Origin of the sequence: Microbacterium foliorum (assembly GCF_006385575.1) — a bacterium.
Taxonomy (GTDB): domain Bacteria; phylum Actinomycetota; class Actinomycetes; order Actinomycetales; family Microbacteriaceae; genus Microbacterium; species Microbacterium foliorum_B.
This window is the reverse complement of record NZ_CP041040.1, coordinates 2,586,327-2,609,069: the sequence shown is the minus strand read 5'-3', so window position 1 is coordinate 2,609,069 and position 22,743 is coordinate 2,586,327. Positions and strand designations below refer to the sequence as shown.

At 67.7% G+C, this 22,743-nt stretch carries 26 protein-coding genes and 2 tRNA genes; 15 read left to right on the top strand and 13 right to left on the bottom strand.

The genetic code is table 11. The features are described 5' to 3' along the window. The first annotated feature begins 42 nt into the window (after nt 1-42). From FIV50_RS12630 to FIV50_RS12615, 4 genes are all read left to right on the top strand, one after another. Nucleotides 43-118, top strand: a tRNA-Thr gene (locus FIV50_RS12630). A gap of 84 nt (nt 119-202) precedes the next feature. Beyond that, nucleotides 203-784, top strand: coding sequence for an isochorismatase family protein (locus FIV50_RS12625; RefSeq protein ID WP_140037731.1), 582 nt, complete (start codon nt 203-205; stop codon nt 782-784). Next, the gene (locus tag FIV50_RS12620) at nt 781-1,308 is read left to right on the top strand and encodes a DUF1697 domain-containing protein (protein ID WP_140037730.1); all 528 of its coding nucleotides are present in this window, start codon (nt 781-783) and stop codon (nt 1,306-1,308) included. Before FIV50_RS12625 ends, FIV50_RS12620 begins: the two co-directional genes overlap by 4 nt. Further along, a complete protein-coding gene (locus FIV50_RS12615) occupies nt 1,305-1,937 on the top strand; it encodes a M23 family metallopeptidase (RefSeq protein WP_140037729.1) in 633 nt (210 codons plus the stop codon). The genes FIV50_RS12620 and FIV50_RS12615 overlap by 4 nt, the downstream gene beginning before the upstream one ends. 8 nt (nt 1,938-1,945) lie before the next feature. Here the strand turns inward: FIV50_RS12615 and FIV50_RS12610 are convergent, their stop codons facing one another. Then, nucleotides 1,946-2,146 carry a hypothetical protein gene (locus FIV50_RS12610; RefSeq protein ID WP_140037728.1) on the bottom strand — a complete coding sequence of 67 codons (201 nt, stop codon included), beginning with the start codon at nt 2,144-2,146 and terminating at the stop codon, nt 1,946-1,948. A 25-nt stretch (nt 2,147-2,171) separates the two neighbouring features. Between FIV50_RS12610 and FIV50_RS12605 the strand changes: the two genes are divergently transcribed. Then, nucleotides 2,172-2,693, top strand: coding sequence for a CGNR zinc finger domain-containing protein (locus FIV50_RS12605; RefSeq protein ID WP_140037727.1), 522 nt, complete (start codon nt 2,172-2,174; stop codon nt 2,691-2,693). Between the two features lie 30 nt (nt 2,694-2,723). On the opposite strand, the gene FIV50_RS12600 is transcribed toward FIV50_RS12605, so the two are convergent. The 3 genes from FIV50_RS12600 to FIV50_RS12590 all read right to left on the bottom strand — a co-directional run bounded on the left by FIV50_RS12600 (nt 2,724) and on the right by FIV50_RS12590 (nt 4,246). Further along, nucleotides 2,724-3,272, bottom strand: a complete 549-nt coding sequence (locus FIV50_RS12600; protein WP_140037726.1) for a type 1 glutamine amidotransferase domain-containing protein — start codon at nt 3,270-3,272, stop codon at nt 2,724-2,726. Between the two features lie 109 nt (nt 3,273-3,381). Next, nucleotides 3,382-3,454: transfer RNA gene (locus FIV50_RS12595), tRNA-Lys, on the bottom strand. A gap of 129 nt (nt 3,455-3,583) precedes the next feature. Continuing rightward, a complete protein-coding gene (locus FIV50_RS12590) occupies nt 3,584-4,246 on the bottom strand; it encodes a fasciclin domain-containing protein (RefSeq protein ID WP_042539725.1) in 663 nt (220 codons plus the stop codon). Between the two features lie 223 nt (nt 4,247-4,469). On the opposite strand from FIV50_RS12590, the gene sigK reads away from it, so the two are divergent. The 4 genes from sigK (at nt 4,470) to FIV50_RS12570 (ending at nt 7,594) form a co-directional block, all read left to right on the top strand. Further along, nucleotides 4,470-5,069: an ECF RNA polymerase sigma factor SigK gene (gene sigK, locus FIV50_RS12585; RefSeq protein ID WP_181164216.1), complete on the top strand. Its 600-nt coding sequence runs from the start codon at nt 4,470-4,472 to the stop codon at nt 5,067-5,069. Beyond that, nucleotides 5,066-5,875: an anti-sigma factor gene (locus FIV50_RS12580; protein ID WP_140037725.1), complete on the top strand. Its 810-nt coding sequence runs from the start codon at nt 5,066-5,068 to the stop codon at nt 5,873-5,875. Before sigK ends, FIV50_RS12580 begins: the two co-directional genes overlap by 4 nt. Before the next feature lie 28 nt (nt 5,876-5,903). Beyond that, nucleotides 5,904-6,533, top strand: a complete 630-nt coding sequence (locus FIV50_RS12575) for a DNA-directed RNA polymerase subunit beta (protein ID WP_140037724.1) — start codon at nt 5,904-5,906, stop codon at nt 6,531-6,533. Nucleotides 6,534-6,709: 176 nt separating this feature from the next. Beyond that, complete coding sequence (locus FIV50_RS12570) at nt 6,710-7,594, top strand: aminodeoxychorismate lyase (protein WP_140037723.1); 885 nt, start codon at nt 6,710-6,712, stop codon at nt 7,592-7,594. Between the two features lie 112 nt (nt 7,595-7,706). Here the strand turns inward: FIV50_RS12570 and pstB are convergent, their stop codons facing one another. The 7 genes from pstB to FIV50_RS12535 form a co-directional block, all read right to left on the bottom strand. Then, entirely contained in the window at nt 7,707-8,486 is a 780-nt protein-coding gene (gene pstB, locus FIV50_RS12565) for a phosphate ABC transporter ATP-binding protein PstB (RefSeq protein WP_140037722.1), read from the bottom strand. A gap of 34 nt (nt 8,487-8,520) precedes the next feature. Further along, nucleotides 8,521-9,630 carry a phosphate ABC transporter permease PstA gene (gene pstA / locus FIV50_RS12560; protein WP_140037721.1) on the bottom strand — a complete coding sequence of 370 codons (1,110 nt, stop codon included), beginning with the start codon at nt 9,628-9,630 and terminating at the stop codon, nt 8,521-8,523. 1 nt (nt 9,631) lies between these two features. Further along, a complete protein-coding gene (gene pstC / locus FIV50_RS12555; protein WP_140037720.1) occupies nt 9,632-10,600 on the bottom strand; it encodes a phosphate ABC transporter permease subunit PstC in 969 nt (322 codons plus the stop codon). 129 nt (nt 10,601-10,729) lie between these two features. Then, complete coding sequence (locus FIV50_RS12550) at nt 10,730-11,833, bottom strand: phosphate ABC transporter substrate-binding protein PstS (RefSeq protein WP_140037719.1); 1,104 nt, start codon at nt 11,831-11,833, stop codon at nt 10,730-10,732. 183 nt (nt 11,834-12,016) lie between these two features. Beyond that, nucleotides 12,017-12,994, bottom strand: coding sequence for an NUDIX hydrolase (locus FIV50_RS12545; RefSeq protein WP_140037718.1), 978 nt, complete (start codon nt 12,992-12,994; stop codon nt 12,017-12,019). Beyond that, nucleotides 12,991-15,156, bottom strand: a complete 2,166-nt coding sequence (locus FIV50_RS12540; RefSeq protein WP_140037717.1) for an RNA degradosome polyphosphate kinase — start codon at nt 15,154-15,156, stop codon at nt 12,991-12,993. The genes FIV50_RS12545 and FIV50_RS12540 overlap by 4 nt, the downstream gene beginning before the upstream one ends. Before the next feature lie 54 nt (nt 15,157-15,210). Beyond that, nucleotides 15,211-15,894, bottom strand: coding sequence for a winged helix-turn-helix transcriptional regulator (locus tag FIV50_RS12535; protein WP_042539745.1), 684 nt, complete (start codon nt 15,892-15,894; stop codon nt 15,211-15,213). A gap of 72 nt (nt 15,895-15,966) precedes the next feature. On the opposite strand from FIV50_RS12535, the gene FIV50_RS12530 reads away from it, so the two are divergent. From FIV50_RS12530 to ygfZ, 3 genes are all read left to right on the top strand, one after another. Further along, complete coding sequence (locus FIV50_RS12530; RefSeq protein ID WP_042539747.1) at nt 15,967-16,254, top strand: hypothetical protein; 288 nt, start codon at nt 15,967-15,969, stop codon at nt 16,252-16,254. A 164-nt stretch (nt 16,255-16,418) separates the two neighbouring features. Then, on the top strand, nt 16,419-17,021 hold the full coding sequence (locus FIV50_RS12525; protein WP_140037716.1) for an FABP family protein: 603 nt from the start codon (nt 16,419-16,421) through the stop codon (nt 17,019-17,021). A gap of 1 nt (nt 17,022) precedes the next feature. After that, complete coding sequence (ygfZ, locus tag FIV50_RS12520) at nt 17,023-18,144, top strand: CAF17-like 4Fe-4S cluster assembly/insertion protein YgfZ (protein WP_140037715.1); 1,122 nt, start codon at nt 17,023-17,025, stop codon at nt 18,142-18,144. 23 nt (nt 18,145-18,167) lie between these two features. Here the strand turns inward: ygfZ and FIV50_RS12515 are convergent, their stop codons facing one another. Beyond that, nucleotides 18,168-18,992: a class I SAM-dependent methyltransferase gene (locus tag FIV50_RS12515; protein WP_140037714.1), complete on the bottom strand. Its 825-nt coding sequence runs from the start codon at nt 18,990-18,992 to the stop codon at nt 18,168-18,170. A gap of 60 nt (nt 18,993-19,052) precedes the next feature. On the opposite strand from FIV50_RS12515, the gene FIV50_RS12510 reads away from it, so the two are divergent. Further along, entirely contained in the window at nt 19,053-19,802 is a 750-nt protein-coding gene (locus FIV50_RS12510; RefSeq protein WP_042539756.1) for a phosphoglyceromutase, read from the top strand. A gap of 63 nt (nt 19,803-19,865) precedes the next feature. On the opposite strand, the gene phoU is transcribed toward FIV50_RS12510, so the two are convergent. Continuing rightward, nucleotides 19,866-20,564 (bottom strand): phosphate signaling complex protein PhoU, encoded by a 699-nt coding sequence (gene phoU, locus FIV50_RS12505; protein WP_042539758.1) that lies wholly within the window; start codon nt 20,562-20,564, stop codon nt 19,866-19,868. A 221-nt stretch (nt 20,565-20,785) separates the two neighbouring features. On the opposite strand from phoU, the gene FIV50_RS12500 reads away from it, so the two are divergent. Both FIV50_RS12500 and FIV50_RS12495 read left to right on the top strand, forming a co-directional pair. Then, nucleotides 20,786-22,003 carry a sensor histidine kinase gene (locus FIV50_RS12500; protein WP_140037713.1) on the top strand — a complete coding sequence of 406 codons (1,218 nt, stop codon included), beginning with the start codon at nt 20,786-20,788 and terminating at the stop codon, nt 22,001-22,003. Further along, complete coding sequence (locus tag FIV50_RS12495; RefSeq protein WP_060926595.1) at nt 22,000-22,683, top strand: response regulator transcription factor; 684 nt, start codon at nt 22,000-22,002, stop codon at nt 22,681-22,683. Before FIV50_RS12500 ends, FIV50_RS12495 begins: the two co-directional genes overlap by 4 nt. The last annotated feature ends 60 nt before the right edge of the window (nt 22,684-22,743 follow it).

Here is a 22,743-nt window from a genome sequence, read left to right as displayed (position 1 = left end):
GATTCGCGGTGCGGCTCCGGAACGGGTAATATCGATGATCGCGCCGCTTTAGCTCAGTCGGCAGAGCATTTCACTCGTAATGAAAAGGTCGTCAGTTCGATTCTGACAAGCGGCTCCAGCAGGCCCCGTGATGTGAACAACATCTCGGGGCCTTTTGGTTTCCTGCCTTGGGGCCACCGGTGGGGCGGCGTACTCTCAGATCATGAGCAGAGCACTTCTGATCGTCGACGTGCAGAACGACTTCACCGAGGGCGGTGCATTGGCCGTCGATGGTGGCGATGCTGTGGCATCCGCTGTCTCCGCCTTCCTGGCCGTACACGCGGCCGAGTACGACGTCATCGTCGCGTCGCGCGACTGGCACGACGCCGAGGGCGACAACGGCGGCCATTTCGGAGAGGCGCCGGACTTCGTCGACACGTGGCCCGTGCACTGCGTCGCGGGCACACCCGGCGCCGACTACGACCCGCTGCTGGTGACCGATGCCGTCACGCATCATGTGCACAAAGGACAGGGACGCCCTGCGTATTCGATGTTCGAGGGCGCGACGGAATCGGGTGAGACCGTCGGTGCGATCCTCACAGCGGCGGGTGTCCTCACGGCCGATGTCGTCGGCATCGCCACAGACCACTGTGTGCGGGCCTCTGCGCTCGACGCAGTGGCGCACGGGGTCCGGGTGCGCATCTTCACCGATCTGATCGCGGGTGTCGCACCAGAGCCGAGTGCGGCGGCCCTCGCAGAACTCGCTCATGCGGGCGCCGAGCTCGTCGAGAGCGACGCTGCGTGACTCGCAGCGTCCTGCTGCTGCGAGCTGTCAACGTCTCGGGTCGCAACCGGGTGCCGATGGCTCAGCTGCGCGAGGTGCTCGCTCCGATGCTGGGTGAGGTGTGGACCTACATCGCGAGTGGGAACATCGTGTGCGAGCACCCGGACGATCCGACGTCCGCATGTGCGGACGTCCGCGCGCTGATCGTCCGCGAGTTCGACGTCGACACCCCGGTGATCCTGCGGACGCACGACGCTCTCGTCCATGCCCTGGATGCGCACCCGTTCGGCGGCGCGTCGGAGAAGCTGCTGCACGCGATGTTCCTCGAGGCGCCGGCAGCGCCCGGGGCCGTCGAGGCGCTGCAGGAGCGGCTCATGCCGGGGGAGCGGATCGCGCTGGTCGGCGGCGATCTGTGGATCGACTACGCCGAGGGCGGCGTGCACAGCACGAGGCTCACCAAGGCCGTCCTCGACCGCGCGCTCGGTGTCGCCGGCACGGCGCGAAACCTCCGCACCGTCCGAAGGCTCGCCGAGCTGACCGCATGAACGAGCCGGAGCCGTTCGTGATGACCCTGCCGTTCACCGGGCGGTGGATCGTCCAGAACAGCCCGGCGTCACGCATCCCGAGCCACGGCACGGAGCTGTTCGGCAGCTCGCACGCGATCGACTTCGTGCCGGTCGACGCGAGCGGTCGCAGCGCACCTCGCAGTCTCGGGAGCATCTTCGGAACCGAGCCCGCCTCGGTGTTCGTCGGCTTCGGGCGTCCGATCCTCGCGCCCGTGTCGGGCGAGGTGGTGCGGGTCCACGATGGGGAAGACGACCACGTCGCCCGTCGATCGATCGGAGCGCAGCTGAGTTACGCGCTGACGCAGAGATCGCGTGTGCTCGCCGGGGCACCGGCGATCGCCGGAAACCACGTCGTCATCCGTCGTGACGGTGCTCTCGTGCTGCTCGCCCATCTGAGGGCCGGGAGCGTGCGGCCGCGACTCGGTGACCGAGTGTCGACGGGGGAGATGATCGGTGAATGCGGCAATTCGGGGAACAGCACCGAACCGCATCTGCACCTCCAGGTCTCGGATTCGGTCGAGCAGGACGGCCGCGGGATCCCCCTCGCGTTCGTCCGCGAGGAGGCGCAGACCTGGGTGCCGCGGAACGGCGAGATCGTCGCGGCCTGATCGGACGGTCAGTCCGAGGTCTCGCGGCTGATCGCGGCGGGAGGTGTCAGCGGGTGCGCCTGCAGGTCGACGCGATGCGTGCCGCAGCCGACGCAGCGGACGTACACGACGACGCCCTCGCTGGTCGGATGCCGTGAGTCCGCGACCCAGGCGTGCTCATGCGCGGTCGTGGTCTGACGGGGGATCGGCAGGGTGTGCAACGTGGTCATGTATCCAGCGTGATGTAATGGCCTTATGCATCTCAACCCTTACGGCGAGTATGCGGTTCTCCTCGCCGCATCCCTCGCCGACGACTTCCCCGTCGATCGAGCGGGCATCGAGGAGCGCACCCTCGAGATGGGCATGACGATGACGTTCCCGCCCGCCCCCGACGATCACGCACGGGTCCGCGAGGTCATCGACGACTGGCTGCGGGTCGTCGATGCGGCGGACCCGGATGCCCGTGCCGAGATCCTCAACGCGCAGATGGTCGACGCTGCGGCATACCCGCGACTGACGAACCACGACGGCGAAGGCTGGCACCTGCACTACCGCGACGACGTGAGATCTCTGCCGTACGTGCTGCGGGCTGTCTTCGCCGTCGGCACGTCGCTGCACCTCGTCACGCGTGGCATGGATCGGCTGGGCCGCTGCGCGGCCTCGCCCTGCACGAACGTGGTCGTCGATGTGACCCGCAACGGCCGACAGCGGTTCTGCTCGGTGCGCTGTGCGAACAGAGCGGCGGTCCGGCGTCACAGGGCTCGCGCTGGCTCCTGACGCCGGACCGCCGGGTGTTCGGATTTCAGATCACGCGGTCTGCCCTGCGTGCCGCCCCTCGGCGACCTCTTCGATCAGCTTCGCGTTGAAAGCGGGGAGATCGTCGGGAGTGCGGCTGGACACGAGACCCTCGTCGACCACCACTTCTTCGTCGACCCAGGTGGCACCGGCGTTGCGGAGGTCGGTCGCGAGGCTCGGGTAGCTGGTGAGCGTGCGTCCGTCGACCACGCCGGCCTCGATCAGGATCCAGGCGCCGTGGCAGATGACCGCGACGGGCTTGTGCTGCTCGAAGAAGGAGCGGGCGAGGTCGATCGATGCCTTGTCGAGCCGCAGGTGGTCGGCGTTCACGACGCCGCCAGGAAGCACGAGAGCGTCGAACTCGTCGGCCTTCGCGGTCTCGGAGGTGAGGTCGACGTGCTGCACATGACCGTTCTTCCCGGTGATCTGCTGTCCGTCCGGTGCGATCAGCGTGGCGCTCGCGCCCTCGCTCTGCACCGCTTCCCAGGGACTGGTCAGCTCGCTGTCCTCGAATCCGTCTGTCGCGAGAAATGCCACTCGGCTGTCGGTGAGAGTCGCCATGATGCGTCCTTTCGTGGGGTGAGTGTCCCGGATGGGGACGCCACGACTCTCTCGCAGGGTGCCGACGTACTGAAGGGGGTGGCCGGATCCGGCCGACGGTGATAAACGGTGGGCCCCGTGGGGCTCGAACCCACGACCCGCGGATTAAAAGTCCGATGCTCTGCCAACTGAGCTAGAGGCCCGCCCCTCCAGTCTAGGGCGCAAAGAAGGAGCCGCTGACGACGTGTCGTCAACGGCTCCTTCTCCATCCCACCGACCTCCCCCGAGAGGTGAGATGGCTTACCGAGTGTCCGCCTCGGCGTTCCCTTGCCTTACTCGGCCGGGGGCATCAGGACCGTGTCGATGAGGTACACGGTCGCGTTCGCGGTCTGAACTCCACCGCAGATGACGGTGGCATCGTTGACCATCAGGTCGTCGCCGCTGCCGGTGACCTCGAGGTCGGCACCCTGGACGGTGGTGTGCATGCCGGCGATCTCGTCAGGGGCGACCTGGCCGGGGACCACGTGGTACGTCAGGATCGAGCTCAGCGTGGCGCTGTCGGTCTTGAGTGCCTCGATGGTGGCGGGGTCGATCTTCGCGAAGGCGTCATCGACGGGTGCGAAGACGGTGAACTCGTCGCCGTTCAGCGTGTCGACGAGGTTGACGTCGGGGTTCAGCTGTCCGCTGACTGCGGCAACCAGCGTGGTGAGCAGCGGGTTGTTGGATGCTGCGGTGGCGACCGGGTCGAGAGACATGCCCTCGACGGATCCTGCGCCGTCCGGAACAGCCTCTGCGTATGCGGCGCAGCCGGGGCCGACCAGGTTCGCGGCCGGATCCATCGTCTCGGTCTCAGGAGCCATCGTCTCGGACGACTCGGGGGCCGTCGACTCTGCCGGCTCTTCGGTGGTGCCGCCCATGGAACATGCGGAGAGCAGGAATGCGCTCGCAAGGCCGAGGGTGATGGCTGCGGTGACCTTCTTCTTGGTGCTGAACATCTCAAGCTCCTTCAGAACACTGCCACGGCCTCTCCGTGGCGTTGACAGTCGTTCGGAGCCCCTGCGGGATCGGATGGGAGAAATCGCAAAGTTTTTTCCGCGCCGCCGAATCCAATCCGTTTCGGGGGTCGGCGGCGAACAGGTTTCGACGAAGAACACTTAAGAGGACTCGTTTCCGTCACTTTCGGGTGGCGGCTGCACGGGAAAGCGGGGTGGATGCGGCATGCTGTTAGAGATGGTCATCGACGGAATGGACGTACCCGAAGACGGTACGGCTCGGGATGCTGTCGCTGACCTGCTCGTTCGCATCGGCGACGGTGATCAGCGCGCATTCGCGGAGCTCTACGACACTCTGTCTTCCCGCGTCTTCGGCCTCATCCTCAGGGTCCTCGTGAACCGCTCGCAGAGCGAAGAGGTGCTCCAGGAAGTCTTCTTGGAGATCTGGCAATCCGCTACGAAGTTCGCTCCGAACAAGGGGCAGGGAAGAACCTGGGTGATGACGATCGCGCACCGTCGTGCGGTCGACCGGGTTCGGGCGTCCCAGTCCAGCGCGGACCGAGACGTACGAGCCGGGTTCAGAGACATCGGAGTCGCGCACGACAGTGTCGCGGAGACGGTGGAACTGGGCATCGAGGGCGAGAAGGTCGTTCACGCGCTCTCCGGTCTTCCTGAGGCGCAGCGCGAAGCTCTCGTTCTGGCCTATTACGGCGGTTACAGTCAGAACGAAGTGGCTGTGCTCGTGGGAGCACCGCTGGGGACGATCAAAACACGGATGCGGGATGGGCTCTCGCGACTGAGGACAGCTATGGGGGTGACGGCATGAACGAGCAGGAATTCGCAGAACTCGCGGCAGGAGCAGCGCTCGACGCGCTGTCGCCCGATGATCAGCAGCGGTATCACGCCGCCCTCGCAGCGCACCCGGAATGGCAGCGCATCGTGGATGCCGACGCCGACAGCGCGGGCTTCCTCGCCGACGGCGTAACGCAGGCCGCGCCCTCGCCCGACATCCGCGCCGCCCTGCTCGCACGCATCGCCGTCACCCCTCAGAACGGCGACGTCGTTCTCACGGATTCGATACCAGACAGCACGCCTGGCGAGACGGCGGATGCTGCAGCGGTCGCCGATTCAGCGCCCGCCGCACGCGGTGGAGACGACACCCCGAAGGCTCCCAAGCACCGCCTCCGCTTCCTCTTCGCCCTCGCTGCATGCCTCGCGCTCCTCGTGGGCGTGGGGGCAGGCGCGGTCGCGATCAACACGTACATCAACCGACCGGCGAGTGTCGTCGCGCTCGAGGACATTCAGGCGGCGGGCGACGCTCAGCAGGCCAGCGTGTCGCTCGAGAGCGGTGGCACTGCGACCGCGCACTGGTCGGCGTCGCTCGGCAAGTCCGTGCTCGTGACCGACGGCATCCCGTCGCTCGCCGAGGGTGAGACGTACGAGCTCTGGTACGTGCGTGGCGACACTCCGGTGTCGGCAGGGGTGTTCGCGGCAGACGGCGGCGAAGCGACAGCGGTGCTCGCGGGTGAGATGCACGCGGGCGATGTGATCGCGGTCACAGTGGAGCAGGATGGTGGCTCGCCCTCGGGTCTGCCGACGTCCGATCCCGTCGTCGTGATCCCGACGGCCTGATCCCTCGGATCGCGCGTACCCTGGACTGATGCCTGAGCAGTTCTCCCGTCCGGTGCGCCGGCCCACCAGCGCCTTCGACAACATCGTGGGCAGCCATGATCCCGCCGAAGAGACACGCGTCGCACATGCGACCGCATCCGCTCTGCTGACCCGTGTGCGTGCCGATGAGAGCGGAGTGAGCGCCGACCGGCTCGTCGCCTTCGCCCACGAGCACGGCATCGACGAGATCGCCGAGCTCTGGTCGAAAGCGCCGTCTCGCACGCTGCCGGGCGCGCTGTGGCGGCTGTACATCCTGCAGCTGGCCATCCACGGCGATCCACAGACTGCGGCCCTGCTGTACGAGCGGGGCAGGGTGGAGCTCGCATCCGTGGATGCCGTGATCGCCGGAGCGCCGGTGCCCGCGAACCCCGATGAACTGGTCGCCCTCATCGACACGATCCTCCGCGGGGCGTTCCGCGGCGACTTCGCCGTGGCGCTCGACAGGGCGGCGGCCTTCTGCCGCGTGCAGGCATCCGGTGCGACGCACACCGCCGACGACTACGAGCCGACCGAGCCGTCGCGCGCCAGCGAACTCACCACCCGCGCCCTGCGGCTGAGCAGCTATGCGCAGGACCTGTCGGCCTCAGCAGCGCTCTGGCGCACCGGCGCCCTGGCCTGATCCCGCGATCGCACCGAGGTGATCTGCGCCCTGACATGAAAAGACCGGGCCGCAAAAACGCCTCTCGGCGGAAGGCCGCTCGCAGCGGCAAAAATTGGAGCCCGGGGTTATGCGGCCCGGCCACTCCAGTGTAACAAGATCACGCTGAAGCTATTCCCGGGCTCTAGGCTCGGATCATGACACGGCGCTTTGCTCTGATGATCGATCCTGCGGCGGCTGACGTCGACCGCTCCGACTTCGCAGACACGTTCACCCTCGTCGATGCCGCGGCCCCCGCACTGAGCGTGGGAGAGCTGAGCACGCAGCGCGGCGACGGCGTGTTCGAGTCGATCGGCGTGATCGACGGGCACGCTCAGGAGGTCGTGCCGCACCTCGAGCGGCTCGCGCACTCGGCGCAGCTGTGCGACCTGCCCATCCCGAATCAGGCGCAGTGGCATCAGGCCATCGAGCGTGCGGCCGCCCACTGCGAGCAGGGCGAGTACGTCATCAAGCTCATCCTCAGCCGTGGGGTCGAGCACGGACCCACACCGACCGCCTGGGTCACGGCTGCGCCGGCATCCGACTTCTCGGCGGTGCGCGTGCGGGGAATCCGCGTGGTCACCCTCGACCGCGGGTACGACCTCGACGTCGCCGAGAAGGCACCGTGGCTGCTGCTCGGGGCGAAGACCCTCTCGTACGCCGTCAACATGGCGGCGCTTCGCGAGGCGCACCGACGCGGAGCCGACGACGCGATCTTCCTGTCGCGCGACGGCTTCGTGCTCGAGGCGCCGACCGCGTCACTGATCCTGCGCTTCGGTGACCGATTCGTGACGCCGGCGCCGAACGGCGGCATCCTGCACGGCACGACCCAGCTCAGCGTCTACGAGCACCTCACCGCGCGTGGATTCGTCGCGGAGTACGCCCAGGTGCCGGCATCCGACCTGCCGCGTGCAGATGCCGCCTGGCTCGTCTCGAGCGTCCGCCTCGCCGCCCCGATCACCGCCATTGACGCCGTCGAGCTGCCGGTCGACCACGCCCTCACCGCCGAGCTCAACGAGTACCTCCTCTCGCCCCGCGACTGAAACGACGAAACGCCGTGGGACCAGAGGGTCTCACGGCGTTTCGAGCCTTCAGCGCCGAAGCTGTGCCCGCGACGAGAGGAGGCTCAGAAGAAGAGGAGGCAGAACCGGATGCTTATCCGAAGCGACCCGAGACGTAGTCCTCGGTGGCCTGCACCGACGGGGTGGTGAACATCGTGCGCGTGTCGTCGTACTCGATGAGCTTGCCGGGCTTGCCGGTTCCGGCGATGTTGAAGAATGCGGTCCGGTCGGACACGCGGCTCGCCTGCTGCATGTTGTGCGTCACGATGACGACGGTGTACTCGGACTTGATCTCGGCGATGAGCTCCTCGATCGCGAAGGTCGAGATCGGGTCGAGCGCCGAGCAAGGCTCGTCCATGAGGATCACGTCGGGGGAGACGGCGATGGCACGCGCGATGCACAGACGCTGCTGCTGGCCGCCCGAGAGCCCGGAGCCGGGGCGGTCGAGGCGGTCCTTGACCTCGTTCCACAGGTTGGCGCCACGCAGCGACTTCTCTACGAGGGCATCCTGATCGCTCTTCGCCATGCGCGTGTTGTTGAGCTTGACGCCCGCGAGCACGTTCTCCTTGATCGACATGGTGGGGAACGGGTTCGGACGCTGGAAGACCATGCCGACCTGACGGCGCACCAGCACCGGGTCGACGCCGGCGCCGTAGAGGTTCTTGCCGTCGATCAGCACCTCGCCCTCGACGCGTGCGCCGGGGATGACCTCGTGCATGCGGTTGAGGGTGCGCAGGAACGTGGACTTGCCACAGCCGGACGGTCCGATGAACGCCGTGACGGTGTTGGGCTTGATGTCGATGCTGACGCCTTCGACGGCGAGGAAGTCGCTGTAGTAGACGTTGAGGTCGTTGACTTCGATGCTCTTGGACACGTGTGATCCTTCTTCTTCAGTCGGGAAAGACGGCTCAGCGGCCGTTGATCTTGGGGGCGAACACCTTGGCGATGATCCTGGCCAGCAGGTTCAGCACCATCACGATGACGATCAGGGTGAGGGCTGCGGCCCAGGCCCGGTCGAGGTAGGCATCGACGGGGATGCCGGGGTACTTGGCCTGCATGTACGAGAACACGGGTAGCGTCGCCATCTGCCCGCTGAACATGTTCAGGTTCATGCCCTGCACGATGCCGACCGTGAGCAGCAGCGGCGCGGTCTCGCCGATCACGCGCGAGATCGCGAGCATGATGCTGGTCAGGATTCCGGCGATGGCGGTCGGCAGGACGACCTTGATGATCGTCAGCCACTTCGGGACGCCGAGCGCGTAGGCAGCCTCGCGGAGCTCGTTCGGAACGATGCGCAGGAGCTCTTCGGAGCCGCGGACGACGACCGGGATCATCAGCACCGAGAGGGCCAGTGAGCCCATGATCCCCATTCGGGTGCCCGGTCCGACGATGAGCGCGAACACCGAGTAGATGAAGAGACCGGCGACGATCGACGGGATGCCGGTCATGACGTCGACGAGGAAGGTGATGCCGCGGGCGAGCTTGCGACCCTCGCCGTACTCGACGAGGTAGATCGAGGTCATCAGGCCGATCGGCACCGAGATGATCGTCGCTCCGAGCGTGATCAGCAGCGTGCCGTAGATGGCATGGATCGCGCCGCCGCCCTCGCCCACGATGTTGCGCATCGAGAAGCTGAAGAACTCCCCGTCGAAGCGCATGAGTCCGTTGACGACCACGGTGTAGAGCAGTGAGATGAGGGGGAGGAGCGCGACCACGAAGGCGCCGGAGACCAGTGCGGTCATGAGGCGGTCGATCGCGTGGCGGCGGCTCTCGACCACCGACGAGATGACCATGATCAGCGCCATGTAGAACACGAGGCCGACGACGAGCGTGAGTGCGATGTTGAAGTCGGCCGGGTCGCCGCCTGCATTGACGAAGGCGAAGATCGTCGCCGACAGCACGAATGCGACCAGCAGGAGCGCCCACGGTGCCCACTTGGGCAGGTGGCCTGCCGAGGTGGTGTGCACCGGAGCGACGACGGACGAGGGAGACGGAGAGGGGGTGAGGGTGGCGGTCATGTCAGTTGGCTCCCGAGAACTCGGCGCGGCGCGAGACGATCCAGCGGGCCACGAAGTTGACCGCGAAGGTGACGATGAAGAGGATCAGACCCGCCGCGATGAGCGTGTTGACGCCCTCGTCGTGAGCCTCGGGGAACCGCAGCGCGATGATCGCGGGGATCGTCGTGGGGTTCTCCGGGTTGATCAGGTTGAACGTGACGATGCCGAGGGGCGAGAGCACGAGTGTCACTGCCATGGTCTCGCCGAGCGCGCGGCCGAGGCCGAGCATGGCGCCCGACACCATTCCACTGCGTGCGAAGGGGAGCACGGCCATCCGGACCATCTCCCAGCGGGTCGCACCGAGCGCGAGTGCCGCCTCCTCGTGGAGCTTCGGCGTCTGCAGGAAGACCTCGCGGCAGATCGCGGTCATGATCGGCAGGATCATCACGGCGAGCACGAGGGATGCCGTGAGGATGGTCTTTCCGGTGCCCGACGGGGTGCCGCTGAACAGCGGGATGAACCCGAGGTTGTCGTTGAGCCACTTGTAGAAGGGCACGAGCATCGGCGCGAACGTGAGTGCGCCCCAGAGACCGAAGACGACCGAGGGCACGGCCGCCAGCAGGTCGATGATGTAGCCGAGGAAGCCGGCGAGACGGCGCGGGGCGTAGTGCGAGATGAAGAGTGCGATGCCGATCGCGATCGGCGCGGCGATCACGAGAGCGATGAAGCTCGACCACAGCGTTCCGAAGACGAAGGGCCACACCCAGGAGAGGAACGACTGTCCCTCGAGGATGTGGTTGTTCGAGGTGTCGGACGACAGGGCGGGGAGCGCCTGCACGATGAGGAAGACCGCTACCGCGGCGAGGGTGACGAGGATGATGATTCCCGCAGCCAGCGCGGTGCCGGAGAAGATGAGGTCACCCCGTCGGCGTGGGGCGGTGCGCGTCCCGGGGGAACGGGCGGTATCGGGACCCGTTGAGGTTGTGGTCATCGGAGCGACTCCAGGCTCTGAGGGACTTTCGGGGTTTTCATGCGGGTGCCCCCGCGGTGTCGGTCGAGTCCTACGACCGACACCACGGGGGCGTCGGGACCGGAGCTCAGCGGTGTGCTGAGCCTACGGTCACTCCGTGACGATCGCGTCGATCGCCGTGTTGATCTGGTCGCGCAGGGCGTCTGAGATCGGCGCGCTGCCTGCGGCCTCTGCGGCGGCATCCTGGCCCTCGGCCGATGCGACGTACTGGAAGTACGCCTTCACCAGGCCGGCGGCCTCGGCGTCGTCGTACTCGACGCAGCCGATGAGGTACGACACGAGGGCGATCGGGTACGAGCCGGCGGGTGCTGCAGCCGGGTCGACGGCGTATGCGAGGTCGTGGTCGGAGCGGCCCTCTTCGAGCGGCGATGCCTCGACGAGCGCTGCTGCGGCCTCGGCGGAGTACGCGACGTACTCGCCCTCGACCTCGACGGCGACCTGTCCGAGCTCGGAGGTGCGGGACGCGTCGGCGAAGCCGATGTACCCCACGCCGTTGGTGATCGCGTCGACGACGCCCGAGGTGCCGTCGCCGGCCTCGCCCGTCTGGAGCGGCCACTCGTCGCTGGCCTCGTAGGTCCAGACGTCCGGTGCGACGGCGTTGAGGTACTTGGTGAAGGTCTCCTGCGTGCCCGACGCGTCTGCGCGGTGCACGGCGACGATCGCCTGGTCGGGCAGCTCGACGCCCTCGTTCTGCGAAGCGATGGCGGCGTCGTTCCAGTTGGTGATCTGGCCCGCGAAGATCTTGGCGATGGTCTCGCCGTCGAGGTTCAGCTCATCGATGCCCTCGAGGTTGAAGGCGACGGCGACCGGCGAGATGTAGACGGGGATCTCGACGATGTCATCGGAGGCGCAGGAGCCGAAGCCGCCAGCGGCCAGCTCGTCCGCGTCGAATGCGCGGTCGGAGCCGATGAAGTTCGACGAGCCGGCGATGAAGTTCTCGCGGCCGGTGCCCGAACCCGTCGCGGTGTAGTTCACCGTGGTGTCGGGGTTGGCGGTCTGGAATGCGGCGACCCAGGACTGCTGGGCGGCCTCCTGCGAGGAGGCTCCGGTGGCCTCGATCGTGCCGGAGAGGGTGGACGTGCTGGGCTCGTCGCTGGAGCCGCCGGCTCCGCCTTCGTTCGCGGCACAGCCGGCGAGGGCGAGAGCGGCCACGGCGCCCACGGCGCCGATACGTGCGATTCGGGAGATCTTCACTGTGGATCCTTCGATCTTTGATGTGGTGGGGCCCGGTGCAGGGCACACAGTGACGCTATGTGCGGCGGTTAACGAGACTCTCCCGCTCAGGTGAACGGGAGGTGAACGGCACGCGTCTCTCTGGGGCATGCGAAAGGCCGCATCCGTTGCCGGATGCGGCCTTTCGGCGCCGCTGGCAGCGCGCTAGACCTTGGGGATGTGCGTCTCGATCGCGATGATCCCCGACCCCGGATTGGATGCCGAGAGGTGCACGACCGAGAAGGCCGCAGGTTCCAGAGCGGCGGCGCTGCTGACGTATGAGCCGCGGACCGTCCCGGTGGCCAGGGCGGTCTCGGTCAGGATTCCCGGAAGCACCGGGCCGTGGCTGCACAGCACGGCCGGCTTGCCCGAGCGCACGCGGCGACCGACGACCGAGCGCAGATCGTCTTCGCCGTCCTCCCATGCGTCCTGGCTGATCTTCGGCGTGGTGACTGTCTTGCGATCGAGGGCCTTCGCGAGCGGTGTCACGGTCTGCATGCAGCGCACGGCATCGCTCGTGATGATCTTGCGCACGCCGAACGCCCGCAGCGGGCCGACGATCGATTTCGCCTGCTGCACGCCACGATCGGTCAGAGGCCGTTCGGCATCCGGGCCGTCCCAGTCGCGGCGCGAGAGCGCCTTCGCGTGGCGCAGGGCGATGATCGGGAACGTGCGCAGCACGCCGTCGTCGACGAGCTGGGTGAAGAAGTCGAGTATCTCGATGTCGACCGGGTAGCTCAGACGGGCGCGCGCTTTCTTGACGCTGACCCATTCGAGGGCGGCGATCTCGCGATTCGGCACGAACGTCGAGGCACGGATGGCATCGGACGTCGCCTCGGCCGCCCAGTAGTGCACGACCTTCTGCTTGCTGGAGGGCAGGTGGTAGCGGCTCACGCCGACGGGAACCCCGAGCGAGACGCGGATGCCGGTCTCCTCGTGCACCTCCCGCACTGCCGTCTCGGCGAGCATCTCACCGGGGTCGACCTTGCCTTTGGGAAGCGTGACGTCGCGGTACTTGGTGCGATGGATCAGAAGGATCCGCAGCTTGCCGTCGATGAGTCGCCAGACGACGGCGCCGGCCGCGTAGACGGCCTTGTCCGTCCACTTCGACCGTGTGGCCCTGGTGCTCGAATCGTCGCTCATCGAACCGCCCGTGCGCGACGACGTCGCTGGACCAACCCCATGGTCTTGTCCTGCAGATCGATGAGCGGCTTGCCGGTGGCATCCGTGGCGTGTCTGGTCCAGACGCCGTCGGCCCCGAGGTGCCACGACGTGGTGCCGGGGTCCATGGCGAGGTCGAAGAAGTCGAGCAGGTCCTTCATGTGACCGGGGTCGGTGACGCGCACCAGCGCCTCGACCCGGCGGTCGAGGTTGCGATGCATCATGTCGGCGCTGCCGATGTACACCTGGGCGTCGCCGTCGTTGTGGAACGCGAAGATGCGCGAGTGCTCGAGGTACCTGCCGAGGATGCTGCGGACCGTGATGTTGTCGCTGATGCCCTCGAGATCGGTGCGGAGGCTGCAGATTCCGCGCACCCACACGTCGACCTTCACTCCGGCGGCGCTGGCGCGGTACAGGGCGTCGATGACCTCCTCATCGACCATCGAGTTCACCTTGATGCGGATGCCGGCCGGCTTGCCGTTCTCGGCATTGCGGCGTTCGTGGTCGATCTGGCGCACGAGTCCCTTGCGCAGGTGGAGGGGAGCTACGAGAAGGCGCTTGAACTTCTTCTCGATCGCATACCCGCTGAGCTCGTTGAACAGACGGGTGAGGTCCTTGCCGACCTGGGCGTCGGTCGTGAACAGCCCGAAGTCCTCGTAGATGCGGCTGGTCTTCGGGTTGTAGTTGCCCGTGCCGATGTGCGAGTAGTGGCGCAGCACCCCGTCTTCCTCGCGGATGACGAGCGCGAGCTTGCAGTGGGTCTTGAGCCCGACGAGGCCGTAGACCACGTGGACGCCCGCCTTCTCGAGCTTGCGCGCCCAGACGATGTTGTTCGCCTCGTCGAAGCGGGCCTTGACCTCGACCAGCGCCAGCACCTGCTTGCCCGCCTCGGCGGCGTTGATCAGCGCCTCGACGATCGGGCTGTCGCCCGAGGTGCGGTAGAGCGTCTGCTTGATCGCGAGCACGTGCGGGTCGCGCGCAGCCTGCTCGAGGAACGACACGACGCTGGTGGTGAACGACTCGTACGGGTGGTGCACCAGCACGTCCGACTTGCGGATCGCCTTGAAGATGTCGGCTCGGGTGTTGCTCCCGGTCGGCTGGAAGGCGACGGCCGTGGTCGGAAGGTGCGGCGGGTAGCGCAGATCGGGGCGATCGATGCGCGACAGGTCGAAGAGACCTCGGAGGTCGAGCGGCCCGGGGAGCCGGTAGATCTCCTGGTCGGTGATCTCGAGCTCGCGCACGAGGAGGTCCATCGTGACCTCGTCCATGTCGTCGGTGATCTCGAGGCGGATCGGCGGACCGAAACGGCGGCGGAGCAGCTCGGCCTCGAGCGCCTGGATGAGGTTCTCGCTCTCGTCCTCCTCGATCTCGACGTCCTCGTTGCGGGTGAGGCGGAAGGCGTGGTGATCGAGGACCTCCATGCCGGGGAAGAGGTCGCCGAGGTGGTTCGCGATGAGCTCTTCGAGCGTGAGGAAGCGCTTGATCTCGCCGGAGCCCGGAACCTCGACGAAGCGGGGCAGCATGGGCGGCACCTTGAGGCGCGCGAACTCCTGACGCCCGGTGCGGGCGTTGCGGATGCGGATGGCGAGGTTCAGGGACAGCCCGGAGATGTACGGGAAAGGATGCGCGGGATCGACCGCGAGCGGCATCAGCACGGGGAACACCTGTGCCCCGAAGTACTCGGAGAGCTTGGAGCGCTCTTCGTCGGTGAGCTCGGACCACTCGGTGATCTCGATGCCCGACTCGGCCAGCGCCGGACGCACGAGCGACTTCCAGGCGTCGGCGTGGCGCAGCTGCAGCGCGTGCGCTTCGCGGGCGATGTCGGCGAGTGCGTCGGCGGGGGAGCGGCCGATGTTGGTGGGCACCGCCAGGCCGGTCACGATACGGCGCTTGAGCCCGGCGACGCGCACCATGAAGAACTCGTCGAGGTTGCTCGCGAAGATGGCGAGGAAGTTCGCGCGCTCGAGTTCGGGGAGCGACGGATCCTCCGCGAGTTCGAGCACGCGCTGGTTGAAGGCGAGCCAGCTCAGCTCGCGATCGTGGTAGCGGTGGTCGGGGAGGAGGGCGTCGTGGGACTCGATGGCATCGAAGTCGTCATCTTCAGCGTCACCGAGACCTGCGTCGGCGAGTGCGGGATCGATCATGGGGTACATCTAAGCACCGTGAGGTGACGCGTGCGTGAACTGACGTCGAGTGCGTCACCGCGATGCGGCGACCGTCTCCTCGTCGTAGACGTTGAATCGGTACCCGACGTTGCGGACCGTGCCGATGATCTGCTCCTGGTCGCCCAGCTTCGCCCGCAGGCGTCGCACATGCACGTCGACGGTTCTCGTGCCGCCGAAGTAGTCGTAGCCCCACACCTCGCTGAGCAGCTGTTCGCGGGTGAAGACCCGCGAAGGGTGCGTGGCGAGGAAGTGCAGCAGCTGGAACTCCTTGTACGTGAGGTCGAGCGGGCGCCCTCTGAGTTTCGCCGAGTAGGACTGCTCGTCGATCGTGACGCCGGAAGCCTGCACACGGGTCGGCTCTGCGACCTCGTCGCGGCGGGCGAGGGCGAGTCGCACGCGGGCGTCGGTCTCGGCCGGGCCGGCGGTGGCGAGAAGCACGTCGTCGATGCCCCAGTCGCCGGACAGCGCGCTCATCCCGCCCTCGGTGACGACGAGCAGCAGCGGCGCATCCTGGCCGGTGGCTCGCAGCAGGCGACAGAGAGACTTCGCACCGACGAGATCGAGACGCCCGTCGACGATCACGATGTCGTACTCGGGGGCGCTCACGAGTTGGGCGGGCTCGGCCGGGATCTGGCGCACTCGATGGCTGAGAAGCTCGAGTGCGGGCAGGACCTGCTCCGAGACCGGAGCATTGGTCAACACCAGGACCTGGGCCACACGCACTCCTTCCGGGCGGCGGGGTACGCCGTGCCGCAATGATACCGGGCGCCGATGGGTCACAATGGTGTCATGACGGATCCAGCGCTCGCACCGCGTAATGCCTTCGTCGGCGTGCTCATCGTCTGGGCGGTCGCGTTCGTCGCCTCCATCGGCGTGGGCATCTTCGTCGCCGAGGAGTGGCGAGTGCCGTGGCTGCTCGTGGTCTTCGGCGCGATCGTGCTCCTCTCCTTCGCCGTGCAGCTGCAGTACGGGCGCACTCAGGGCTTCATCTTCCGAGTCGGCGCCAGCACGATCGGCGCGCTGCTGCTGATGGGCGTGATCTCGGTCGGCTTCGGTCTCGCCGCTCTCGTCACATGAATCGCGAACGAGACAGTCGGCGCGCTGGAGGGTAAAGTGGAGGCCATGGACCTCGTGGCGCTCGAACTCTTCTTCATCGGACTCCTGGGCCTGGCGAGCCTCGCGATCGTCTTCGTCTCGGTCGTCGTGCTGCGGAACCTCTTCCGCGGCCAGCGCTGAGCATCGTGCTCGAGCTGCCCACAGACCTCCCCGCCGACCTCGCGCCGCTCTCGTGGCTGATCGGCGTCTGGGAGGGCACCGGCGTCATCGACTATCCGGTCGGCGACGATCGTCTGCAGGGCGAGTTCACCCACCGGGTGAGCTTCAGCCATGACGGTGGTCCCTTCCTCAACTACTCCGCGACTGCGATCTTCGCGGGTGAAGACGGTGCTGTGTCGATCCCGCTCGTCGCGGAGACCGGCTTCTGGCGCCTCTCCCGCCCGGCATCCGACGCCGATGCCGGCCCCGCACTGCTGCCGCCGCGCGCCGAGCCCGTCGTTCGCGGTGTCGACGACGTCGAGGCTCTCCGCGCTTCGTCGGGCGGGTTCCCCATCGAGGTCTCGATCGCCCACGCCGACGGCATGCTCGAGCTCTACCTCGGCGAGATCAACGGCCCTCGCATCGACATCGCGTCCGACGCCATCGTGCGCGGAGCCGGGGCCAAGGAGTACGGCGCGGCCACGCGGATGTACGGCCTGGTCGACAATCACCTTCTCTGGGCGTGGGACATCGCAGCCCTCGGAACACCGATGCGGTCGCACGCCTCCGCCCGACTCGCGAAGGTCTGACATGACCGGATTCACCGACATCCCCGGCGCTGTGATCGGCGAGCACGGCATCGCGCACTTCGGCGACGCCTTCCGCGAGCAGCGTCGCCTGGCAGACGGCGCGGCCCTGGTTCCGCTCGACGACCGGACGGTCATCGAAGTCGCGGGTCCCGAACGGCTGGGGTGGCTGGATTCGATCACCTCCCAATCCGTCGGGCGACTCGCTGCCGGTGAGAGCACGGAACTGCTCGTGCTCGACCCTCAGGGGCGCGTGGAGCACGCGGCAGGAGTCGTCGACGACGGCTCGTCGACCTGGCTGATCGCGGATGCCGACGACGCGGACGCCCTCGCGACCTGGCTGACGCGCATGAAGTTCCGCACCCAGGCGACTGTGACCGTGCGTCCTGATCTGGCGCTGCTCGGCTTCGTCGACGGCGGCGCTGCGGCTGAGCACGCGACTGCTGCCGCATCCGCTCCGGCAGGTGCTCCGCTCGTCTGGGCGGATCCCTGGCAGCGGGTGAGCGCGGGTGGGCATCAGTATGCCGAGGTCTCCGATCACCCGGGCGCTGAGCTCGCGTGGAGGGTGGCGATCGCGCCGACCGATGCCGCTGACGCGCTGGCGGCGACCCTGTCGTCCGAAGAGGTGGCGGGGCTTCTCGCCGCCGAGGCGCTGCGTGTCGCAGCCTGGCGTCCGCGGTGGTCGGCTGAGGTCGACGAGCGCTCGCTTCCGCATGAATCCGACTGGATCCGCACGGCGGTGCACCTGAACAAGGGGTGCTATCGCGGCCAGGAGACGGTGGCCAAGGTGCACAACCTCGGACACCCGCCACGCAGACTGGCGGCTCTGCACCTCGACGGCAGCGAGGCGGTGCTGCCCGCAGTCGGCGATGCGGTCTTCGCCGGCGACGATGAGGTGGGGCACATCACCTCGGTCGCCAGACACCATGAAGACGGCCCGATCGCGCTCGCGATCCTGTCTCGTCGCACGCCGGTGGGCGATCTGATCGTGCGCGCAGAGGGCGCGGACATCGCCGCGACCCAGCAGGTCATCGTGCCGGCGGATGCGGGTGCCACCGCCGACATCCCTCGTCTGACCCGGCTGTCCCGCCGCCCCAGTGCCCCGGATCCCCGTCAGACGGGCTGAACCGGGCGACGAGCGAGCGTTCGTCAGGGGAGCGGAGCCACGGCATCCCAGGGGAGCGTGAGCTCGCCCAGTCGCCACCGGCTCTTGCCGCCCCGCACCGGCCACCCCTGATCTCGCAGAGCGGCGACCGAGGCGAGGAATCGCTGGGTCGCCCCGAAGGTCGACAGCGACGCTGCACGGTCCCACTCGCGATCGAGATCGACGAGCAGCGAGTGGATCCGCTCGCCAGGCACATTGCGGTGGATCAGCGCCTTCGGCAGTCGTTCCGCGACGATGCTCGGATGCTCGAGGTCTGCGAGCCGCAGCGAGATGGTGAACCGCAGCGGAGTTCCCGTCGGGTCCACGTCGACCCAGCTCGACACGCGCCCGATCTCGTCGCAGGTGCCCTCGATGAGCAGCCCGTCAGCAGACAGCCGAGTCGCCATGGTGCGCCAGGCGCTCGCGACATCGCCCTCGTCGTACTGCCGCAGCACGTTCATCGCCCGGATCACCGCCGGCCGCCGTTCCGCCGGCAGCGGCACCTCGAACCCGCCGCGGGCGAACGAGACCCGGAGGTCGGGGGAGAAGGGAGTGCGCGCAGCCTGCACCTCGGCGAGCTGTTGATTCGCGGTGGCGACTCTCTCGGGGTCGATCTCGAGGCCGCGCACCTCGGCGTCCGCGCGCACGCGCTGCAGCCGGGTCGCGAGCTCGAACGCCGTCACCCCGCTGGCTCCGTAGCCGAGGTCGATCACCAGCGGATCCTCGGCTCGGCGGAAAGCGGGGCTCGCGGCGATCCATCGATCGTTGCGGCGCAGCCGGTTCGTCCCGGTGGTGCCGCGGGTCGGCCGACCGAGAGGAGATGACGCCATGCGTCAATCCTCGCAGGGCACGGGCGTGGACGCGTCGAGCTGCGCCGATAAACTGACGTCATGACTTCGAAGCGCACCCTGATCCTGCTCCGTCACGGCCGGAGCGAGTGGAACGAACTGAACCTCTTCACCGGCTGGGTGGACGTCCGCCTGAACGAGCAGGGCAAGAAGGAGGCCCAGCGCGGCGGCGAGCTGCTGGCAGAGGCCGGCATCCTCCCCGACGTGCTGCACACCTCGCTGCTCAGCCGCGCGATCCAGACCGCGAACATCGCACTGGATGCGGCCGACCGCCTGTGGATCCCCGTCACGCGCTCCTGGCGCCTCAACGAGCGCCACTACGGTGCTCTGCAGGGCAAGGACAAGGCGCAGACGCTCGAGGAGTTCGGCCCCGAGCAGTTCCAGCTGTGGCGTCGCTCGTTCGACGTGCCGCCGCCCCTGCTCGACGACGAGAGCGAGTTCAGCCAGGTCGGCGACGTGCGCTACGCCGACATCGACGGCGAGGTGCCCCGCACCGAGTCGCTGAAGCTCGTCATCGACCGCCTGCTGCCCTACTGGAACGACGCGATCGTGCCCGACCTCGAGGCAGGCAAGACGGTTCTCGTCACCGCCCACGGCAACTCGCTGCGCGGCCTCGTCAAGCACCTCGAGGGCATCAGCGACGACGACATCGCCGAGCTCAACATCCCCACCGGCATCCCGCTGGTCTACGAGCTCGACGAGAACAACGTCCCCACCGGCCCCGGCCGCTACCTCGACCCCGAGGCCGCCGCCGCCGGTGCCGCAGCCGTGGCTGCGCAGGGCAAGAAGTAGCAGAAGACGAAGAAGGGGGCGGATGTTGTCAGCATCCGCCCCCTTCTTCTGTGTCGTGATGCCTCAGGCGTGACCGAACTCGCGCTGCTGCTCGGCCGCGAGGGGGATGTCCTCTTCTTCGACGCGCCAGTCACCGGTCGCGAGGTACACGACCTTCTTGGCCACGGCGACCGCGTGGTCGGCGAAGCGCTCGTGGTAGCGGCTGGCGAGCGTGGCGTCGACCGTCGCGGTCGCCTCGCCCTTCCAGTTGTCGCTGAGCACCTTCTCGAAGACGCTGGCGTGCAGTTCGTCGATGTCGTCGTCGGTGTTGCGGATGGTGTCGGCCAGGCGCAGGTCCTGGGTGCGCAGCAGCTCGGAGAGAGTGCGTGAGATCTCGACGTCGAGCTCGCCCATCTTGGTGAACGTGCCCTTGAGGCCCTTCGGGATCGCGCGCTCGGGGAAGCGGAGGCGAGCGAGCTGGGCGATGTGCTCGGACATGTCGCCCATGCGCTCGAGCGACGCGCTGACGCGCAGCGCGATCACCACGATGCGCAGATCGCGAGCGACGGGCTGCTGACGGGCGAGGATCTCGATGGCCTGCTCGTCGAGCTTGACGGCCAGCTCGTCGATCTTCGCGTCGTCGGCGATGACCTCTTCGGCGAGCTCGACGTCGCTGGTGGCGAACGCACGCGTCGCCTTGTCGATCGAGACCGTGACGAGGTCGGCGATCTCCACGAGACGGGACTGCAGGTCCTCGAGGGACTGGTGGAAGACTTCGCGCATGTGGGCGCAACCTTTCATTCGGGTCTCGACTGTGGTGACAGCGCGAGACGGCTGGGTCGTCCGCGCGGGAGGAGAGGTCCGCGCTCCCGCACAGGCCCGAAAGCGATTGTCTGCTTCGAAGGTTAACGAACGGTGCCCAGCACGTGAATAGTACTTCTCGCGTTGTCGCCAGGGCAGGAGAACCCGCCGATCCGGCGGTGAACGCACTCTACGCTGGGGTTATGACCTTGCCGCAGATCGCGCTGCTCGCGTTGGCCGTCGGCCTCGTGATCGGCATCGGCCTCTCGCTCCTGATCGCCTGGGCATACCGCGCGAGGGCGCGAGTCGCCGATGAGACGTCACTCGCGGTTCCGGCCGGCGTCACCGCGGTGCTGGGCAGCATGGACGATGCGGCCTGCGTGGTCGATTCGTCGGGCCTCGTGCTCGCCGTCTCCAAGGCGGCCACGCGATTCGGCATCGAGGTGGGGGCGCCGCTCGAGAACCCGGAGCTGCGTCAGCTCGTGCGGGGAGGGCGGAATGAGGGGAGCTCGGCGACCGAGTCCCTGCGCATCACCCGCGGCGGGCTCAGCCTCGACCCGCGACTGGTGTCGGCCCGTGCGAGCGCGATCAGCCCGCGCATGACTCTGCTGATCATCCGCGATGTCACCGAGCAGGAGCGTCTCGACCAGATGCGCCGCGATTTCGTGGCCAACACCAGCCACGAGCTCAAGACCCCCGTCGGGGCGGTCACGCTGCTGGCCGAGGCCATCGAGTCCGCGGCAGACGACCCCGCGCAGGTGCGTCACTTCGCCGCCCGGATCTCGGCCGAGGCCACTCGTCTCGGGCAGCTGACCGGCCGCATCATGAGCCTGTCGAGACTCCAGACCGACGATGCGCTGTCGGACGTGCGGCCCGTCTCGATCGACGAGGTGCTGGCGACCGCGCTCGAGGCGCATGTCGTGCAGGCCGACTCGGCAGGGGTCGAGCTCGCTCGTGGCGGCGACCGGGGAGTCTGGGTGCGCGGTGACTCGCAGATCCTGATCGAGGCGTTCGGCAACCTCATCGCCAACGCGATCGTCTACTCCCCGAAAGGATCCCGCGTCGGCATCGGAGTGAAGGCAGACGACGGTGTCGTCGAGGTCGCGGTGTCCGATCAGGGCATCGGCATCGCGGAGGCGGACCGGGAGCGGATCTTCGAGCGCTTCTACCGCGCCGACGAGGCGAGGTCACGCCGCACCGGCGGAACCGGACTCGGACTCTCGATCGTCAAGCACGCCACGCAGCGCCACGGCGGAGAGGTGCGCCTGTGGTCGCGCCCCGGACGAGGCTCCACCTTCACCATCAGGCTTCCCACGATCGATGCTCCCCCGAGCATCGACAGGGACAAGAAGAACAAGAAGAAGCGCGAGCGCAAGGCGGCGAAGGCCGCAGCTCGCGTCCGAAACGGAGAGAACGCATGACCCGCATCCTTCTGGTCGAAGACGAGCCCGACCTCGCCGACCCGCTCGCCTACCTGCTGCGCCGAGAGGGGTATGAGGTCGAGATCGCCGAGGACGGCCCGGGAGCGCTGACCGCCTTCCGCGAGCGCGGCGCCGACGTCGTGCTCCTCGATCTCATGCTGCCGGGGATGCCGGGCACCGAGGTGTGCCGGCAGATCCGCTCGACCTCCGCCGTGCCGATCATCATGGTCACGGCCAAGGACTCGGAGGTGGACATCGTCGTCGGGCTCGAGCTCGGTGCTGACGACTACGTCACCAAGCCGTACTCGTCGCGTGAGCTGCTGGCTCGGATGCGCGCGGTGCTGCGCAGGGTGGTGCAGGCCGACAGCGAGCTCGACGAGCGAGTGCTCGACGGCGGCCGCGTCTCACTCGACATCGACCGCCACACGGTCTCGGTCGCCGGTCAGCAGATCAACATGCCGCTGAAGGAGTTCGAGCTCCTCGAGGTGCTCATGCGCAACTCGGGTCGCGTGCTCACACGCGGGCAGCTCATCGACCGGGTGTGGGGCAGCGACTACTTCGGCGACACCAAGACGCTCGACGTGCACATCAAGCGCATCCGCTCCCGGATCGAGGAGAACCCGGGCGAGCCTGTCATGCTCGTCACCGTCCGCGGCCTCGGCTACCGCTTCGAGGGCTGAACGCGAGCGCGTCTGGAACCATACAGAAGAGGCCGTCACCCCCGGGGGTGACGGCCTCTT

What these genes read in the sequence shown, in the direction of transcription:
- FIV50_RS12625 (WP_140037731.1), top strand. Translation starts at nt 203, where the DNA reads ATGAGCAGAGCACTTCTGATCGTCGACGTGCAGAACGACTTCACCGAG.
- FIV50_RS12615 (WP_140037729.1), top strand. Translation starts at nt 1,305, where the DNA reads ATGAACGAGCCGGAGCCGTTCGTGATGACCCTGCCGTTCACCGGGCGG.
- FIV50_RS12610 (WP_140037728.1), bottom strand. Translation starts at nt 2,146, where the DNA reads ATGACCACGTTGCACACCCTGCCGATCCCCCGTCAGACCACGACCGCG.
- FIV50_RS12605 (WP_140037727.1), top strand. Translation starts at nt 2,172, where the DNA reads ATGCATCTCAACCCTTACGGCGAGTATGCGGTTCTCCTCGCCGCATCC.
- FIV50_RS12600 (WP_140037726.1), bottom strand. Translation starts at nt 3,272, where the DNA reads ATGGCGACTCTCACCGACAGCCGAGTGGCATTTCTCGCGACAGACGGA.
- FIV50_RS12590 (WP_042539725.1), bottom strand. Translation starts at nt 4,246, where the DNA reads ATGTTCAGCACCAAGAAGAAGGTCACCGCAGCCATCACCCTCGGCCTT.
- sigK (WP_181164216.1), top strand. Translation starts at nt 4,470, where the DNA reads ATGCTGTTAGAGATGGTCATCGACGGAATGGACGTACCCGAAGACGGT.
- FIV50_RS12580 (WP_140037725.1), top strand. Translation starts at nt 5,066, where the DNA reads ATGAACGAGCAGGAATTCGCAGAACTCGCGGCAGGAGCAGCGCTCGAC.
- FIV50_RS12575 (WP_140037724.1), top strand. Translation starts at nt 5,904, where the DNA reads ATGCCTGAGCAGTTCTCCCGTCCGGTGCGCCGGCCCACCAGCGCCTTC.
- FIV50_RS12570 (WP_140037723.1), top strand. Translation starts at nt 6,710, where the DNA reads ATGACACGGCGCTTTGCTCTGATGATCGATCCTGCGGCGGCTGACGTC.
- pstA (WP_140037721.1), bottom strand. Translation starts at nt 9,630, where the DNA reads ATGACCGCCACCCTCACCCCCTCTCCGTCTCCCTCGTCCGTCGTCGCT.
- pstC (WP_140037720.1), bottom strand. Translation starts at nt 10,600, where the DNA reads ATGACCACAACCTCAACGGGTCCCGATACCGCCCGTTCCCCCGGGACG.
- FIV50_RS12545 (WP_140037718.1), bottom strand. Translation starts at nt 12,994, where the DNA reads ATGAGCGACGATTCGAGCACCAGGGCCACACGGTCGAAGTGGACGGAC.
- FIV50_RS12540 (WP_140037717.1), bottom strand. Translation starts at nt 15,156, where the DNA reads ATGATCGATCCCGCACTCGCCGACGCAGGTCTCGGTGACGCTGAAGAT.
- FIV50_RS12530 (WP_042539747.1), top strand. Translation starts at nt 15,967, where the DNA reads ATGACGGATCCAGCGCTCGCACCGCGTAATGCCTTCGTCGGCGTGCTC.
- ygfZ (WP_140037715.1), top strand. Translation starts at nt 17,023, where the DNA reads ATGACCGGATTCACCGACATCCCCGGCGCTGTGATCGGCGAGCACGGC.
- FIV50_RS12515 (WP_140037714.1), bottom strand. Translation starts at nt 18,992, where the DNA reads ATGGCGTCATCTCCTCTCGGTCGGCCGACCCGCGGCACCACCGGGACG.
- FIV50_RS12510 (WP_042539756.1), top strand. Translation starts at nt 19,053, where the DNA reads ATGACTTCGAAGCGCACCCTGATCCTGCTCCGTCACGGCCGGAGCGAG.
- phoU (WP_042539758.1), bottom strand. Translation starts at nt 20,564, where the DNA reads ATGCGCGAAGTCTTCCACCAGTCCCTCGAGGACCTGCAGTCCCGTCTC.
- FIV50_RS12500 (WP_140037713.1), top strand. Translation starts at nt 20,786, where the DNA reads ATGACCTTGCCGCAGATCGCGCTGCTCGCGTTGGCCGTCGGCCTCGTG.
- FIV50_RS12495 (WP_060926595.1), top strand. Translation starts at nt 22,000, where the DNA reads ATGACCCGCATCCTTCTGGTCGAAGACGAGCCCGACCTCGCCGACCCG.